This is a genomic window from Cobetia sp. BL01 (assembly GCF_056493605.1).
The window spans coordinates 66,264-81,421 of sequence record NZ_JBVBEE010000012.1 but is presented as its reverse complement, the minus strand read 5'-3'; the positions used below and the strand labels follow the sequence as shown (position 1 = coordinate 81,421).

Genomic DNA, 15,158 nt, shown 5'->3' with positions numbered 1-15,158 from the left:
ATGGAGCACTTATGCCGTTCGTAAAGAATGCCAAGGAACTGGCGCGCAATCCGCTCGGTATCATCGCGCTGTTCATCTCGTTGATCTACGGCTTCGCGAGCCTGTTGCTGGATTCATCCGCAGACAAGCTGACAGAGGTCGAGCGTTCGCCGCTGATCGCCTTCATCGTCATCTTTCCGCTATTGGTGCTGGGCGTGTTCTATCGTCTGGTGACCAAGCATCATGGCAAGCTCTATGCCCTCGGTGATTACCACAAGGACCGCTCCTTCATGCGCACCCTGTCGCCCGCCGAACAGGAGGAGCGCCTGACGGCCGAGGTACAGGACTCACTGGGCGGAGAGCCTGGCATCGAGATGCCGCCAGCCAAGGCGTCGTCTGCCCAGCCACCCGTGGATGATGCCGACGTGGCGCAACTGCTCCATGACGACAGTGACGATACGTCAATGGCGTCACCCGCCGGTGGGGCGGTGACATCGCATGAGATGTCGCGGGAGAAGATGACGCGAGAGCATCGCCATGAGCTTGCGCGCATTGAAGACCGCACTGGTAGAACAGATCGTCCGCGAGTCCGGGGCAGAGCCGTCCGGCGAGGTACGTCATGATGTCCAGGTAGGGGATACGCAGGCATGCTTCGATGCGGTGTTTGCCGGCAAGGCCTCCACGACTACCTTCGTGGATGTCAGAGTGCTCAAGCATCATGCCAGGGCCGAGCGTATTCTCGACAGCATTCTCTATGAAGCTCTCATCGCACAGCGGGCGCTGGAGGATGATTTTCGCCTGGTGGTCGTGGTCGTGATCTACGGCGACGCGGACCTGCGTGAGCGACTACAGTCCCGCTGGCAGCCGCGGGTCTCACACTGCCCGGCGGATGTCGAACTGCGTGTCCTTCGACGCGATGACGTGCGCTGTGAGGCAGCGTGATGTGCTGAAGCGTGATCCACCGTAACCATGAGAATGTCTCGTCCAGACACGGCAGATGAGGGTGCACCTCGGGCCGGTCAGTGCTTGAGGTGGATCACGACGAAAAGAGGCCCGTACCGATGCCATCGGTACGGGCCTCTTTTCATGGCACGACCGCCCGGGGCGGCATCATGCCTCGTCAAGACGGCGCGTCAAGGCGTCACAGAAATCACGCCAGGCGATGCCCATCTCAGGCAATTCATGATGGGCGTGCAGGGCGGCGTGGACCATCCCCGTCGCGCAGTGATAGCCGACTTCCGCCCCTTGGGCCTTCCAGGTGGCGACGGCCGCCTCCAGCGGCGCCGTGAGAGGGTCATGTTCGACCGAGAGCACTTCGATGACCTGCGCCGGTGCCTGCCGTGAATGGGGTGGCGTCATGGCGTAACTATGCGAGGGGTCACCCTCGGCCACCAGCTGCCACATGGCGACGATTTCTTCACGGCTCAGCAATGGCGCCGTTGGCCCCAGTGTGGCGAGGTCTTCATTATCGAGGCTCAGTACCGGGTCCATCGGCGGGTAGATGAGGCCCAGCACATAGGGCGATTGTGTCTCGTGATGCAGGCGTGAGACATCCATGACCAGGCGACCGCCAGCACTGTCGCCGACGACTGCGACAGGGGGCAGTTCACGCACGGCAACCTCACAATCCATCAGCGCCTGTTGATAGGACGCTTCCGGCAACAGCCGGTAATCCACGCTGATGACCTCACGATTGAGCCGTGACGCCAGGCTTGAGGCCACGCCCTGATGGCTATCCAGCGAACCGATCTGCCAGCTGCCGCCGTGCAGATAGACGACACAGCCGTCCTTGCGTGGCGCCTCACGCGTCGGGCGGAAACGTCGCAGGGCAATGACGTGGCCATCGTCGGAATGCAGTGTCTCGTCGCTTGGCGTGACGCCGTCTGCGAGTGGTGCGGCCAGGCGCGCGTAGAGGGCTTCGCACTGAGGCCGGCTCTCGGCGATTGACAGGCCTGCCAACTCGGCCATGCCGTCGGCGAAGGCGTCGATGAACGCCTGGCAACGCAGCGGTGAAGATGTCTCGTGTGTCATGGTCTCTGGCCCGAAAGGAAAAATGTCATGCATACGATAACACCCCGCCAGAAACTGACGGGGTGTCGGTCCATCCTTCGAAAGGACGGTCTACCTCTTGACGCTGCCGGTGCGCGTATCAGGCCGTCTTGCGACGAATACCGATACGCCGGCCGGCCGCCTTGGGCCAGTCATCGTCGCCTGCCGGCTGGGGCAGGGCGGCAATGCGCTCCACCACCGCTTCCGGGCAGGGGGTCGGACGACCGTCACTGATGCTCATCGCCATCAACATCTGCTCGCTGGTGGCAATCTCGCCGCCGTCGGCATCGGTCAGGGTGAACAGCACGTGCTGACGCTTGGGGTCGTGATCCAGCAGCAGGACCTTGACCTTGAGTGTCTGGCCTTCGTGCGCCTCCGCCAGGTAGCACAGGTGCGTCTCCAGGGTGTAGATGGTCAGGTCGTGTTCGCGACGACCCTCGGCATCCAGGCCCACGTGCTCCATCAGTGCCTCGACTGCCATCGAGAAGGCACGCGCGTATTCGGCATCATTCATGTGGCCGTTGTAGTCGACCCATTCATGCGGCACCGTGATCTCGAGCAGGTCCATCAGATACGCCCCTCGAGACCTTCGGCTTCCGGCCAGTACTTGCGCGTCAGCGTCAGCAGCTCGACCAGGAAGTCATCGCGACGACGATCCAGCTCGGCAACCGGGCGACCCGCTGCCTGGTATTCGCAGCCTTCCACGACCTTGTCGATCAGCTCGTCGGTCAGCTCCGGCGCTTCGAGCTTGGTCCACGGCAGTTTCAGGGCCGGGCCGAACTGTTCGAGCATGTGACGCATGCCCGGCTCGCCGCCGGCGAGGTGGAAGGTCAGGAAGGTGCCCATCAGCGACCAGCGCAGACCACAGCCATAGACGACGGCCGCGTCGATCTCTTCGGTGGTGGCGACGCCGTCGTTGACCAGGTGCAGGGCTTCACGCCACAGCGCTTCCATCAGACGATCCGCGATGTGACCTTCGATCTCGCGACGCACGATCAGCGGACGCATGGCCAGTGCTTGATAGTCTTCGCGTGCGCCTTCCAGCAGCGCCGGAGAGGTGTGCTCGCCACCCACCAGCTCGACCAGCGGCAGCAGATAGACCGGGTTGAAGGGGTGGGCGACGATGACGCGGCCCGGTGCCTTCTTGCAGTCCTGTTGCAGATCGGTCGGCTTGAAGCCGGAAGTGGAAGAGCCGATCACCACGTGCTCTTCGGCCGCGGCATCGATGGCGCTGAGGATTTCCTGCTTGAGCGGCAGACGCTCCGGCACGTTTTCCTGGATCAGATCAGCACCGACGACAGCTTCTTCGAGGGTCGCGGCGAAGCGCAGACGATCGACGGAAGCGCCTTCCGCCAGGCCATCCTTCTCCAGTGCATGCCAGGCATTCTCGACGAAGGCGCGAGTGCGGGCTTCGGCATCCGGGGCCGGATCAAAGGCGACCACGTCCCAGCCATTGGCCAGCGCGCGGGAGATCCAGCCGTTGCCGATGACACCGGTTCCTACGACAGATAACTGGCTCATGCGACACCTCCTGCGGTTTCGAGGGCAGCCACGTCGCCGGCGGTCTTGCTGGTGGACGGATCACGCAGCTTGAGGAAGGCGCGAGTCTCGGCCGGGGTCATCACGCTGGAGCCCAGGTTCTCGATGATGCCAGAGGACTTCTCGACCAGCTGAGCGTTTGTGGCCATCACACCCTTGGACAGATAGAGGTTGTCTTCGAGACCGACGCGAGCGTGACCGCCCAGCAGCACGGCCTGTGCGACCATCGGCATCTGCATGCGGCCGATACCGAAGGCTGCCCAGTTGGAGTTGGTCGGTAGCTTGTTCTTCATGGTCAGCATGGTTTCGGTGTCGGCTTCCGCGCCCCAAGGAATGCCCAGGCACAGCTGGAACAGCAGGTCGTCGTCGAGCAGGCCTTCCTGCTGCAGCTGGCGAGCGAACCAGACGTGGCCCAGGTCGAAGCATTCGAGCTCCGGCTTGACGCCAGCGGCCTGCACCAGACGAGCGTGCTCACGCAGCCAGTCAGCGGTGTTGATGTAGATCATGTCGCCGAAGTTCAGGCTGCCGCAGTCTAGGGTGCACAGTTCCGGCAGCAGTTCCTGGATCGGCGCATGACGCTCGGCCGGGGTCTGGATATCGGTGCCCGGGCCGCCACGGGTCGGGTCGTTGGCATCCGGAATCCAGTCGCCTCCACCACCTGCGGTGATGTTCATGACGATGTCGGTGTCGGCGGAACGCACACGGTCCATGACTTCACGGAAGTGCTCGGTGGAGTGGCTGATGCCGCCGGTCTCCGGATCACGCACGTGAATGTGGGCCACGCTGGCGCCGGCCTTGGCCGCCGCGATGCAGTCATCGGCGATCTGCTTCGGCGTCACCGGAACATTCGGGTTCTTGCTGGCGGTATCACCCGCGCCAGTGATGGCGCATGTCAGGATAGTCTTGCGATTCATCGTCGAGCCTCACGTGTCAGGACACTTGTCTGCGGTAAGTCGCAGCGGCCATGTCACCAGACGTCAACCTGCACGTCCCGGTCGCATTGCCTCTGCGCCTTTGTTGAACACAGTGTCGTGAAGTTGGGGGCGGCGAGATGATCAGAACGCGCCGGATACTTTGCGTTTTACGTCAACTTCGACGAGGCTGGGTACCAGCCCGCCCTGAATGACGTAAATGCGCCTTTGAGAGGCCTCAATCGTGAGTCAACCGGACTGCGCCTTGAGAAGCTTCGCGGCTTCAAGTGCTGTCACCGACCCGCAGCGTGAACCCCAGGTCATGACTCAGTTCCCCGACGGGGTCACCGTTGATGCGTGCCAGCAATTTGCGTGTGGCCACACGGCCTATCTGCTCCCGCGGTGAGACGATGGTGGTGAGGCGCGGCGTGACATGCTCCCCGATTGGCAGGCCATTGAAGCCGGCGATGGCGATATCCTCTGGGATGCGCACCCCAAGCCGCGCGGCGGCGAGAATCGCGCCACAGGCCATGTCATCGTTGGCGAAGTGGATGGCGTCGCAGTCAGGGTGGCTCTCGCGGATGCGCTCGAGCGCCTGCGCACCGCTGGTCATCTGCTGACGCACGGGCAGGTCGAGCAGGGGAGCCTCCTCGATGCCGGCCGCCGCCAGCGCCTCACGGTGCCCGGCGTAGCGCATCGCCGCACGATAGTCGCGATCGAGTTCGGCACCGGCGAATTGGATCGTGCGATACCCGCGTGCCAGCAGATGCTCGGTCATGGCGCGTCCGGCGGCGACATGATCCATCCCCACGTTCAGATCCAACCCTTCCCCCAGCTCCATGATCTCCACGATGGGCTGATTCCAGTGCTCGAGTATCTGGCGCGTCGCCTCGTCATGGTGCAGTCCCGTCACCACCAGGCCCGCGGCTGACCAGCCCAGAAAGGTTCGGATCAGCTGGGTTTCGCGAGCCAGATCGTAGTCCGTCTTGCCCAGCAGCAGCTGATAACCGTGCGCCTCGAATTCCTCCTGTCAGGTGGTGGTGCTGGTGCTGGTGGTGGTGAATGCCGATCAGGTCGAGCAGGTGCTATTCGGGGCCCAGGGCGAGAGGGGGCTGGCCGAGCGACTCGCGCCGGGTAGCCTGGTGATCCAGTGCGCCACCGTGGCGCCGAGCTTCGCGCGTGAACTGGAAACCCGCTTGAACGACATGCAGCTGGAGCTGCTCGACGCCCCGATCAGCGGCGGTGCCGTCAAGGCACGCAGCGGTGAGCTGTCCGTGATGTCCTCCGGCAGTGAAGCGGCTTACGTCAAGGCGGAACGCGTGCTGGCGGCGATGGCGGCCAATGTCTATCGGCTGGGCGACTGCGCCGGCCCGGGCTCGAGCGTCAAGCTGGTCAACCAGCATCTCGCCGGCGTGCACATCGCGGCGGCGACCGAAGCCATGGCGCTGGGCATGAGCATGAGGATTGACCCCGACACCCTGTATGACGTCATCACCCATTCCGCGGGCAATTCCTGGATGTTCGAGAATCGCGTGCCGCACATCCTCAAGGGCGATTACACGCCGCTGTCGGCCGTCGACATCTTCGTCAAGGACCTGAACATCGTGCACAGCACCGGGCGTGAGCTGAAGCTTGCCATGCCGGTGGCGGGCAGTGCCCTGCAGCAGTTCACCGCTGCCAGCGGCGCCGGTTTCGGGCGCGAGGACGACTCGGCGGTCATCAAGGTCTATCAGCGTCTCGGCAGCTTCAGCCTGCCGGCCGCCAATGATGAAGGAGCGCAGTGATGCCGATCGTATTGGGCGGAATCGCCGATGACTTCACCGGCGCGACGGATCTTGCCAACAACCTGGTACGGGCCGGCATGCGCACCGTGCAGGTGATCGGGGTCCCCCAGAACGCGCCGCAGGAAGGGGCGGGGAGCGGGTTGGATCTCAGCGAAGTGGACGCTGTGGTCATCGCGCTCAAATCGCGCAGCTGCCCGGTGGTTCAGGCGATCAGTGAATCGCTGGCGGCGCTTGAATGGCTGAAAGCCCAGGGGGCTCGCCAGCTGTTCTTCAAGTACTGCTCGACATTCGATTCCACGCCGGAGGGCAATATCGGCCCGGTCGCCGATGCGCTGCTGGAGGCGCTGGACAGCACACAGACCGCCTTCGTGCCGGCGTTCCCGATCAACGGGCGCAGTGTCTATCAGGGGCATCTGTTCGTGGGTGACCGCATGCTCAATGACAGCGGCATGCAGCATCACCCCCTCAACCCGATGACCGATGCCGACATCGTACGCGTGCTGTCACGCCAGACGCCCCATGGTGTGGGGCTGCTCAACCACGCCACGTTGAGTGAGGGAGCGCAGGCCGCTGGTGAGCGACTTGCCACGCTGAAGGCGCAAGGAGTGCGTCATGTGGTCTGCGACAGTCTCGACGAGCGTGATCTCGAGGTACTGGCCGAGACGCTGGTGGAGCACGCGCTGGTCACCGGTGGCTCTGGCCTCGCGCAGGCCTTGCCTGCCCAGTACCGCCGCAAGGGCTGGCTTGCGCAGATCGATGATGCGGCGGTCTTGGCCCCGGCGCAGGGCGCCGCGATGGTGCTGTCCGGCAGTTGCTCGCGCATAACGCTCAAGCAGGTGGCGCACTTCACCCAGCAGCATGCCGCCTTCGCGCTGGACCCCGTCAAGCTCAACGCGAGCGATGCCCACTTCGAGGCGGCACTCGACTTCGCCCGTGAGCAACTGGCGGCGGAGGACCCCAAGCCATTTCTGATCTACGCCTCGGCCGAGCCGGAAGGCGTCAAGGCGGCGCAGGCGTCACTGGGCGTCAAGCAGGCCGGTGAACTCATCGAGTGCGCCCTGGCCAGTCTGGCCAGCACGCTGGTCGCGGAAGGGGTAGGTCGCCTGCTGGTGGCGGGGGGAGAAACCTCCGGCGCGGTGGTCTCGGCACTCGACATCCGTGAGCTGCGTATCGGCGGTCAGATCGACCCCGGCGTGCCCTGGACACAGGCACCGCGCCCGGCCGCCGGCCCCTCGCAGCCGGAGGCGATGCTCTCGCTGACCCTCAAGTCCGGCAACTTCGGCGGCGAAGACTTCTTTACCCGGGCATTCGATGTCCTCGATGCCATGAATCCTCGCGAGGAGACCGCATGAGTCAGTCACGGCACGACATCAACGTGTTGCGCGAGCAGATCGCCACCTACGGCAAGTCACTGTTCGACCGCGGCCTGACCATGGGCTCCAGCGGCAACATCAGCCAGCGGCTGGACGATGGCGGCTGGTTGATGACGCCGACCAATGCCTGTCTGGGGCGCCTAGACCCGGCGCGCATCTCACGCCTGGATGCCCAAGGCGTATTGATCGATGGCGACGCGCCGACCAAGGAGCACTTCCTGCATCGCGCCATGTATGACGAGCGCCCGCAGTCGGGTGCCATCGTCCACCTGCATTCGACCCACTCGGTGGCGGTGTCCTGCCTGCCGGATGTGAATCCGTGTGAGTGCATTCCGCCGCTGACGGCCTATTACGTGATGCGGGTCAGCAAGCTGTCGCTGGTGCCTTACTACATGCCGGGCGACCCCGCGCTGGGCGATGCCGTGCGTGGCCTGGCCGGCAAGCATTGTGCCGTGCTGCTGGCCAATCATGGCCCCGTCGTGGCCGGCAAGACCCTGGAAGCGGCGGTCTATGCCACGGAAGAGCTTGAGGAAACCGCCAAGCTGTTCCTGCTGCTGCAGGGCAAGAATCCACGTGGGATGACCCCGGAACAGGTGGCGGAACTCGAAGCCAAATTCGGCCGCCCCTGAGTGATGACCTCTTCGTCTGTGACATCCAAGGATTTGACATGACCCGATTGGCCGCCAATCTCAGCATGCTGTTCACCGAGCATGACTTTCTTGATCGCTTCGCGGCTGCGGCCGACAGCGGTTTTCGCGGGGTCGAATACCTCTTCCCTTATGCCTATGCCCCTGAAGAACTGCGCGCCAGGCTCGATGCACACCAGCTGTCGCAGGTGCTGTTCAATCTGCCGCCGGGCGACTGGGAGGCCGGTGAGCGTGGCCTGACCTGTCTGCCGGGGCGCGAGGAGGAGTTCCGGGCCTCGGTGGCAGAGGCGATTCGCTATGCCGAAGCGCTCGACTGTCCCCGCGTGCATGCCATGGCGGGGCTGGTGCCGGAGGGGGCGGATGACGCCATGCGCGCGCGCTGCACCGAGACCTACCTCAGCAACCTGCGTTACGCCGCCGCAGAGCTTGAGAAGGTCGGCAAGACACTGCTGATCGAACCGATCAACCCGCGCGACATGCCCGGCTTCTATCTGAGTGGCCAGGCGCAGGCACGCGAGATTCTCGCCCGGGTTGGCGCCGCCAACCTCAAGGTGCAGTTCGATCTCTACCACTGCCAGATCGTCGAGGGTGACCTGATCCGCAATCTGGAGGCGCAGTTCGCGTACATGGGCCATGTGCAGATCGCCGGCGTGCCGGACCGTCACGAGCCGGATGTGGGGGAAGTGCACTATCCGGCGCTGTTCGCCCGGCTGGAAAGCCTGGGCTACGACGGCTGGATCGGGTGTGAATATCGTCCACGCGGTGAGACGCGCGCAGGCCTCGGCTGGGGACAGGCTTTCGGGCTCAACGACGGCCTGTCCGGCACCGCCTGATCATCAGACAAGCCAGCAACAACGCCGATAACGCCAACCACCCTAACAACGACAACACGCCATGGGCCGTCATGCCGACGGCTGGCAAGGAGTCCACACGATGCACGTCATGATTACCGGCGCCGCCGGATTCCTCGGTCAGCGCCTGACCGAGGCCCTGATCGACAAAGGCAGCCTGAACGGCCAGCCATTGTCACGCCTGACCCTGCTGGATCAGATCGAGGCGCCACGTCCCGAGGCGGCGTCATGTCTGGCAGCTGAACCGGCCATCTCGCTGGATGTCGCGATCATCGCCGGCGACATCGCCGACGCCGAGGTGCTTGATCGCTGTCTGGCGGGCGAGCCTGCGGTGATCTATCACCTGGCAGCCGTGGTCAGCTCGGCGGCCGAGGCGGATCTTGCACTCGGCATGCGCGTCAATTTCGACGCGACTCGCCTGCTGCTGGAAGGCTGCGCGGCGCGCGGGTTGAGCGATACCCGACTGGTGATGGCCAGTTCGGTCGCCGCCTACGGGGGCGATCTCCCCGAGACGCTGAGCGATATGACTGCCCTGGTGCCGCAGAACTCCTACGGCACCCAGAAGGCGATGTCGGAACTGCTGATCAATGATTACAGCCGTCGCGGGCTGGTGGATGGCTGCGTGCTGCGCCTGCCCACCATCATCGTGCGTCCGGGGCGCCCCAACGCGGCGGCCTCGAGTTTCGCCTCCTCCCTCCTACGCGAACCGCTCAATGGCGAAACCGCCATCTGCCCGGTACCGACCGAGCTTGAGATGTTCCTGATGTCGCCGCGTCGCGTGGTCGCGGCCCTGATCCAGGGCGCGGAAGTGCCGGCGGCTGATTTCGGCCTCTCGCGCTGCTTCATGCTGCCGGGCATCACTGTCAGCGTCGCCGAGATGCTCAAGGCGCTGGCAGATATCGCCGGCGAGCAGGCGCTGGCCCTCGTCAAGCATGAGCCTGACCCGCGGATCACCGCCATCGTCGGCAGTTGGCCGGCGCGCTTTGACACCCGCAAGGCGCGTTCGCTGGGCTTCGTCGGCGATACCGACCTGCACGAGATTCTCAATGCGTATCGCGACGAGAGCGCCATCGCCTAGCCAGCGTTCGGGCATCTCATCCAGGACGAGCTCGCCAGACACCTTCGCCAGACCTGCTCGTCACACCCGTACGTCAATAACAACGATCGGTGACATGCCAGACGGCAGCGCCGACACCGCACGCCACACAATAACAATCGACAGGAGCATCACCCATGACAGACGCCGCCGTCGCGGGGCCACAGGTCATCATCGGCCTGGGTATCGCTATCTTCGTCATGATCTATCTGGTATTGAAGACCCGCGTGCATGCCTTGCTGGCCTTGATCATCGCCGCCTCTCTGGCGGGGTTGATCGGTGGCATGCCGCCCAATGAGGTCATCAGTGCCATCACCACCGGCTTTGGCAAGACGCTTTCCACCATTGGTCTCGTGATCGGCTTCGGCGTGATGATGGGGCGTGTGCTGGAGGTGACCGGTGCCGGACAGCGCATGGCCTATGCCATCCTCAATCTGCTGGGCAAGAACAAGGAAGAGGCCGCGATGGCGCTGACGGGCTACATCGTCTCCATCCCGATCTTCTGCGATTCGGCCTACGTGATCCTCAACCCGCTGGTGCGTTCACTGGCCCGCAACAGCGGACGTTCGGTGATCGGTCTGGGCATCGCGCTGGCGGCTGGCTTGATCATCACCCACTCTAGCGTGCCACCGACCCCGGGTCCGCTGGGCGTGGCGGGTATCTTCGGTGTCGACATCGGTCTAATGATCGGCTGGGGCCTGGTGATCACCGCTCCTGCGCTGATCGCACTGGTGATCACGCCCGTATCATGGGCCCGCGCATCGAGGCGATGCTGGAGTCCCAGCCGGGTGGTTTCGAAGGTAGCGTCAAGCATGACACCGACAGCATGCTGCCTGAATCGGAGCTGCCGTCCCTGCTGATGTCCTGCATGCCGATCGGCCTGCCCATCGCGCTGATCTTCCTCAACACGCTGGTCAGTGCCGAGTACTATCGCCTTCATCGGCAATCCGGTGATCGCCGTGGGCATCGGGGTGCTGGTCGCCATCTATGGCCTGATTCCGAAGACCCCCAGGCAGGAAGTCTTCGATCATCTGGAAAAGGGCGTCGAGACGGCGGGGATCATCCTGCTGGTCATCGGTGCCGGTGGTGCACTGGGCTCGGTACTGCGTGCCAGTGGCGGCGGCGATTACATCGCCATGCAGGTCGCGGCACTGGGGCTTCAGCCGCTGTTGATCCCGTTCATCATCGCAACGCTGGTGCGCTTCATCCAGGGGAGCGGCACGGTGTCGATGATTACCGCGGCCTCGATCTCCGCGCCGATCCTGATGGGCATGCCGGACGTCAACATGGTGCTGGCCGCGCAGGCCGCCTGTATCGGCGCGATGTTCTTCAGCTACTTCAATGACAGCTATTTCTGGGTCGTCAATCGCATGCTCGGCGTCAAGAGCACCAAGCATCAGATGCTGGTGCTGACCCTGCCGACGACACTCGCCTGGGCCATCTCCATCATCACGCTGTTGCTGCTCAACGCCATCGTCGGTTGAGCCTGTCAGAACAGTCTGCTGCAACAAAAACGCCGGGCCTCATCGAGGTCCGGCGTTGCTGTGTTGAGCTGCGTGTTCTTGAGCCGTGTATCCATCAGCCCTTGAGCTGCTACTGATAATCGATCATGTCGCTCTCGCCGATCAGCGCCGTTGGGTCTTGAGATAGATCACCGGGAAGGACAGCACCAGGCAGAGACATGTGGCCCACCAGGGGTAGTCAACCCGGGACCCAGCCCCTCGGAGAAGTGTTCGATGAGGACGATGATGAGGGAGGAGAGGAAAGGCTGCATGAGCAGAAGCACCATGATCAGAGCCAGCAGAGGTTTCCTCATCCTGCGCCGCCAAAAGAAGTGCTTGCCGTACTTCTCGAGGACACCATTGATGTCGATCTTGTCGTCATATTGCAGCACGACCATGTAGCCGTGGTCAGGGCTTTCCTGGTACGCGAGTCTCAAGAACGGGAAGAGAGTCCGAAACGGTGGCGATACGCCGTCAGGGACATGGGCACCAATGACGGATATCTCTTCGCCGAGGGCTGGACGGACGATGGCGTCAGCCCCGGGCGGCAAGATCAGGCGGGTATTGCCCAGATAATAGTGGCGAGTGGTGATCTTTCTGGGGTTGCTGGAGTGATAGCTGATGCCTTCATGTGTCTGTTTCCATCCCTGTCTTTGAAATCTGTCCTCGATGATCGAGTCCGGAGGGGTAGTGGGGGGCGAAGATGTCACTTCCTCAAGCTGCCCGGTCATCCGTTCTGCCGTCGGTGGCATGCCATGACGGGCGTGGTAGGGCAGGCTCATGAGAAAAAGGCCCGCCCACACGATGACGATCACCACCAGGTCGGCAGGCTAGGGAAGACTATCCTTCTCCGGGAAGAGCAATGGCGCCATCAGGAATACGCATGAAAGACCCACCAGCAGGATGCCTACCAGCGCCAGGCTCCAGGCGGTATACCGCTGGCGTCTGCGGATTGGGGCGACATATTCCTGTTCGTGTTGAGTGAAATATCGAAAGTCCTTTTCGAAGATGGGGGGCACGGTACCAATGCCTTGTCGGTAGATGAGGGAGAGCTCGCTCAGCGTTCTGCAAGTGAGCGAGGCGTCTCAGGAGGTGGCTGTCGGCAGAATTTCTGCACAGGATGCCTGGGAATCAAGCACCTCTCGATGCTCCTCGGTTGAATGCGTCTTGTCTGATGAAAGATCGCGCGAACGCCACCACGGCCAGCCGATGCCCTCCATTCAGCGCTGGTGGGGAGTCATCGCATCCGCATGACCACTGACATCCCCGGCGGTCAGACCTTTTACCCTCATGGCAACTCCCCAGCCGCGCTTCAAGCAGCTACACTGCGCGCCGAGATTTTTCATTCACTCCCTATTCATATCGGAGTTTGTCTTGGCTACGCCTGACACCTCGTCGTCTCCCACTCCTCCCTCCGCGCCGGACACCGGCGAGGTTGCCTCCACGTCACGCCTGCCATGCGTCGTCATGCCTGCCAGCTGGCGGGGCTGGAGTCTTTTGGCGGTCTTTCTGCTGTTGATCGCGCTGGGTATTTGGCCGGTGATCGGCTGGGTCAATCAGCAGAGCTCGCTGTGGGGCATGCCGTCGTTGATCCTCTGGAGCTACCTGATCATCTTCGCCTGCAGCGGGGCCATGCTGCTGGGCAATCGTCTGTTGCCGGATGAGGAGGATGGCGTACCGCGCGAGGATGAGAGGGCATCACATGAGTGAGTCACTGACCCTCACGTCCTGGCAGGGCAGCGTGCCGCTGATGATGACCCTGGGCTATATCGCGCTGGCGATGCTGATCGGGTTGGGCGCGCGCGGCGGCCGACGCATGGATTCGCTGGAGCAGTGGGGCGTGGCCGGCCGCTCGATGGGGCCGATGACACTGTATCTGTTGATCGCGGCGGGCAGCGTGAGTGCCTACACCTTCATGGGCGCGCCGGGCTGGGCCTACAGCAAGGGAGTGCCGGTCTTCTATGTCGCGATCTATCTGGCCTATCTGGCGCTGGTGGCCTGGTACTTCGGGCCCAAGGTGTGGAAGTTCGGTGAGCAGTTCGGGCATGTCACCCAGGCAAGCGCGATCGCGGATCGCTATCAGAGCCCCGCACTCGGCGCGCTCTCGGCGCTGGTGATGTCGATCGCCTCGGTGGCCTATGCGGTGCTGCAGACCATCGGCTCGGCCTACATCCTGCTGGTGATGAGCGGGGGGCGTATCCCGCTGTGGGCCGGCGTGCTGCTGGTGCTTGCGGCGATCGCCGTGTATCTGTTCGTCAGTGGTCAGCGCGCCATCGGGCGTACCAATGTCTTCCAGGGCGTGCTGATGGTGGTGGTGGCATGGGTCATCGGCCTGTGGGCGGCGCACCTGGCCACGGGGGAATGGGGCTTCAGCGGAGTGTTCGAGCGCCTCGAGCGGTCACATCCCGAGTATCTCCGCCTGCCGGGGGCGGGGGGCGACATGAGCTTCAGCTTCTGGACCACCTCGATCATCGTCTCGATGCTGTCCTTCATGCCGCCGGTGTGGACGCAATGGATGAGCGCCTCCTCCGCGCAGACTATCCGCCGCAGCGCCAGCTGGCTGCCGACCTACTACGTGGTGATCCTGCCGCTGGTGGTGGTGGGCTTCATCGGCATCTTCAGCCTGCCCGAGCTTGAGCGTGCCGATACGGTGGTGCTGGAGTACGCGATGGCCAACATGCCGGTCTGGCTGGTGGGGCTGCTGGGGGCGGGGACGCTGGCTGCCTCGATGTCCTCCAGCGAGCCCTTCATCCATTCGGTAGCCCTGAGCCTGAGCCGGGATGTGCTGCAGACTGGGTTCAAGCTCAGTGATGCGCGCGCCGGCCAATGGGCACGGTGGCTGATCTTCCCGGTGATGTTTCTGATCATCGCGCCGCTGGCTATCATCGAACCGGGTAATCTGGTGATGATCCTGCTGATCGGGCTGGGCTTTGCCTCCCAGGTGCTGCCGGCGTTTCTCGGCATGTTCTTCTGGCCGCGTGCCTCGGCCGCCGGGGTGTCTGCAGGCATCTGCGCCGGCTTTGTCGTCACGGTGCTGTTGACCATCGTCTGGCCGCATCCGCTCAGGATTCACGCCGGTTTCTGGGGATTGATGCTCAATCTGCCGGTCTTCGTGCTGGTCTCGCTGATCACGCGTCCCGTGGACGAGGCCGTCACGCGGCGCTTCTTCCGGATTGCCGCGCCGTGGCGCTTTTCATTGCCTGCCGATCGCTGAGGGCGCACTGCCGATTGTCGCCTGCAGGGGGAGAATCACGGATGACGATCGAGACGGGAGGGACCCCGTCGCCTCGTCCCACCCGCCGGGCGTGGGGGCAATGTCCGTGGCCTCGAATATTTGGACAATCGTTTGACAAGCGTGAACGATTGTCACGTTTGGCCCTCATGCAATATTCACCGGTGTCGCCTTGTATAGAGTGTGATCATTGAT

At 63.4% G+C, this 15,158-nt stretch carries 17 protein-coding genes; 11 read left to right on the top strand and 6 right to left on the bottom strand.

Annotated features, from left to right (window positions below):
* Positions 1-11: 11 nt before the first annotated feature.
* Positions 12-602 carry a hypothetical protein gene (locus tag ACZYGA_RS16155; protein ID WP_479399630.1) on the top strand — a complete coding sequence of 197 codons (591 nt, stop codon included), beginning with the start codon at positions 12-14 and terminating at the stop codon, positions 600-602.
* Positions 517-921 carry a hypothetical protein gene (locus tag ACZYGA_RS16150; RefSeq protein WP_479399628.1) on the top strand — a complete coding sequence of 135 codons (405 nt, stop codon included), beginning with the start codon at positions 517-519 and terminating at the stop codon, positions 919-921. The genes ACZYGA_RS16155 and ACZYGA_RS16150 overlap by 86 nt, the downstream gene beginning before the upstream one ends.
* A 168-nt stretch (positions 922-1,089) precedes the next feature.
* Here ACZYGA_RS16150 and ACZYGA_RS16145 read toward each other — a convergent pair whose 3' ends face one another.
* From ACZYGA_RS16145 to ACZYGA_RS16125, 5 genes are all read right to left on the bottom strand, one after another.
* The gene (locus ACZYGA_RS16145) at positions 1,090-2,010 is read right to left on the bottom strand and encodes an alpha/beta hydrolase fold domain-containing protein (protein ID WP_479399626.1); all 921 of its coding nucleotides are present in this window, start codon (positions 2,008-2,010) and stop codon (positions 1,090-1,092) included.
* 118 nt (positions 2,011-2,128) lie between these two features.
* Positions 2,129-2,596 (bottom strand): thioesterase family protein, encoded by a 468-nt coding sequence (locus ACZYGA_RS16140; RefSeq protein ID WP_479399624.1) that lies wholly within the window; start codon positions 2,594-2,596, stop codon positions 2,129-2,131.
* Positions 2,596-3,549, bottom strand: a complete 954-nt coding sequence (locus ACZYGA_RS16135; protein ID WP_176494133.1) for an L-carnitine dehydrogenase — start codon at positions 3,547-3,549, stop codon at positions 2,596-2,598. The genes ACZYGA_RS16140 and ACZYGA_RS16135 overlap by 1 nt, the downstream gene beginning before the upstream one ends.
* Complete coding sequence (locus tag ACZYGA_RS16130) at positions 3,546-4,481, bottom strand: beta-keto acid cleavage family enzyme (RefSeq protein WP_479399622.1); 936 nt, start codon at positions 4,479-4,481, stop codon at positions 3,546-3,548. Before ACZYGA_RS16130 ends, ACZYGA_RS16135 begins: the two co-directional genes overlap by 4 nt.
* Positions 4,482-4,761: 280 nt before the next feature.
* Positions 4,762-5,451 carry a substrate-binding domain-containing protein gene (locus ACZYGA_RS16125; RefSeq protein WP_479399640.1) on the bottom strand — a complete coding sequence of 230 codons (690 nt, stop codon included), beginning with the start codon at positions 5,449-5,451 and terminating at the stop codon, positions 4,762-4,764.
* Between the two features lie 61 nt (positions 5,452-5,512).
* On the opposite strand from ACZYGA_RS16125, the gene ltnD reads away from it, so the two are divergent.
* The 7 genes from ltnD (at position 5,513) to ACZYGA_RS16090 (ending at position 11,713) form a co-directional block, all read left to right on the top strand.
* Positions 5,513-6,262 (top strand): L-threonate dehydrogenase, encoded by a 750-nt coding sequence (gene ltnD / locus ACZYGA_RS16120; RefSeq protein WP_479399621.1) that lies wholly within the window; start codon positions 5,513-5,515, stop codon positions 6,260-6,262.
* Positions 6,262-7,614, top strand: coding sequence for a 3-oxo-tetronate kinase (gene otnK, locus ACZYGA_RS16115; protein WP_479399619.1), 1,353 nt, complete (start codon positions 6,262-6,264; stop codon positions 7,612-7,614). The genes ltnD and otnK overlap by 1 nt, the downstream gene beginning before the upstream one ends.
* Positions 7,611-8,264: a 3-oxo-tetronate 4-phosphate decarboxylase gene (gene otnC, locus ACZYGA_RS16110; protein WP_479399618.1), complete on the top strand. Its 654-nt coding sequence runs from the start codon at positions 7,611-7,613 to the stop codon at positions 8,262-8,264. The genes otnK and otnC overlap by 4 nt, the downstream gene beginning before the upstream one ends.
* Before the next feature lie 38 nt (positions 8,265-8,302).
* The gene (otnI, locus tag ACZYGA_RS16105) at positions 8,303-9,115 is read left to right on the top strand and encodes a 2-oxo-tetronate isomerase (protein WP_479399616.1); all 813 of its coding nucleotides are present in this window, start codon (positions 8,303-8,305) and stop codon (positions 9,113-9,115) included.
* A gap of 100 nt (positions 9,116-9,215) precedes the next feature.
* On the top strand, positions 9,216-10,211 hold the full coding sequence (gene denD / locus ACZYGA_RS16100; RefSeq protein WP_479399615.1) for a D-erythronate dehydrogenase: 996 nt from the start codon (positions 9,216-9,218) through the stop codon (positions 10,209-10,211).
* 155 nt (positions 10,212-10,366) lie between these two features.
* Positions 10,367-11,089 (top strand): GntP family permease, encoded by a 723-nt coding sequence (locus ACZYGA_RS16095; RefSeq protein WP_479399613.1) that lies wholly within the window; start codon positions 10,367-10,369, stop codon positions 11,087-11,089.
* Positions 11,090-11,146: 57 nt separating this feature from the next.
* Positions 11,147-11,713, top strand: coding sequence for a GntP family permease (locus ACZYGA_RS16090; protein ID WP_479399612.1), 567 nt, complete (start codon positions 11,147-11,149; stop codon positions 11,711-11,713).
* Positions 11,714-11,880: 167 nt separating this feature from the next.
* Here the strand turns inward: ACZYGA_RS16090 and ACZYGA_RS16085 are convergent, their stop codons facing one another.
* Positions 11,881-12,513 (bottom strand): hypothetical protein, encoded by a 633-nt coding sequence (locus tag ACZYGA_RS16085; RefSeq protein ID WP_479399610.1) that lies wholly within the window; start codon positions 12,511-12,513, stop codon positions 11,881-11,883.
* Positions 12,514-13,105: 592 nt separating this feature from the next.
* On the opposite strand from ACZYGA_RS16085, the gene ACZYGA_RS16080 reads away from it, so the two are divergent.
* Positions 13,106-13,441, top strand: a complete 336-nt coding sequence (locus ACZYGA_RS16080) for a hypothetical protein (protein ID WP_479399609.1) — start codon at positions 13,106-13,108, stop codon at positions 13,439-13,441.
* The gene (locus tag ACZYGA_RS16075) at positions 13,434-14,945 is read left to right on the top strand and encodes a sodium:solute symporter family protein (RefSeq protein ID WP_479399607.1); all 1,512 of its coding nucleotides are present in this window, start codon (positions 13,434-13,436) and stop codon (positions 14,943-14,945) included. The genes ACZYGA_RS16080 and ACZYGA_RS16075 overlap by 8 nt, the downstream gene beginning before the upstream one ends.
* Positions 14,946-15,158: the final 213 nt, after the last annotated feature.

Bases quoted from the DNA above. Each gene is read 5' to 3' on its own strand.
- ACZYGA_RS16150 (WP_479399628.1), top strand. From the start codon at position 517: ATGAGCTTGCGCGCATTGAAGACCGCACTGGTAGAACAGATCGTCCGC.
- otnI (WP_479399616.1), top strand. From the start codon at position 8,303: ATGACCCGATTGGCCGCCAATCTCAGCATGCTGTTCACCGAGCATGAC.
- otnC (WP_479399618.1), top strand. From the start codon at position 7,611: ATGAGTCAGTCACGGCACGACATCAACGTGTTGCGCGAGCAGATCGCC.
- ACZYGA_RS16095 (WP_479399613.1), top strand. From the start codon at position 10,367: ATGACAGACGCCGCCGTCGCGGGGCCACAGGTCATCATCGGCCTGGGT.
- ACZYGA_RS16145 (WP_479399626.1), bottom strand. From the start codon at position 2,010: ATGACACACGAGACATCTTCACCGCTGCGTTGCCAGGCGTTCATCGAC.
- ACZYGA_RS16085 (WP_479399610.1), bottom strand. From the start codon at position 12,513: ATGAGCCTGCCCTACCACGCCCGTCATGGCATGCCACCGACGGCAGAA.
- otnK (WP_479399619.1), top strand. From the start codon at position 6,262: ATGCCGATCGTATTGGGCGGAATCGCCGATGACTTCACCGGCGCGACG.
- ACZYGA_RS16155 (WP_479399630.1), top strand. From the start codon at position 12: ATGCCGTTCGTAAAGAATGCCAAGGAACTGGCGCGCAATCCGCTCGGT.
- ACZYGA_RS16135 (WP_176494133.1), bottom strand. From the start codon at position 3,549: ATGAGCCAGTTATCTGTCGTAGGAACCGGTGTCATCGGCAACGGCTGG.
- denD (WP_479399615.1), top strand. From the start codon at position 9,216: ATGCACGTCATGATTACCGGCGCCGCCGGATTCCTCGGTCAGCGCCTG.
- ACZYGA_RS16140 (WP_479399624.1), bottom strand. From the start codon at position 2,596: ATGGACCTGCTCGAGATCACGGTGCCGCATGAATGGGTCGACTACAAC.
- ACZYGA_RS16130 (WP_479399622.1), bottom strand. From the start codon at position 4,481: ATGAATCGCAAGACTATCCTGACATGCGCCATCACTGGCGCGGGTGAT.
- ACZYGA_RS16075 (WP_479399607.1), top strand. From the start codon at position 13,434: ATGAGTGAGTCACTGACCCTCACGTCCTGGCAGGGCAGCGTGCCGCTG.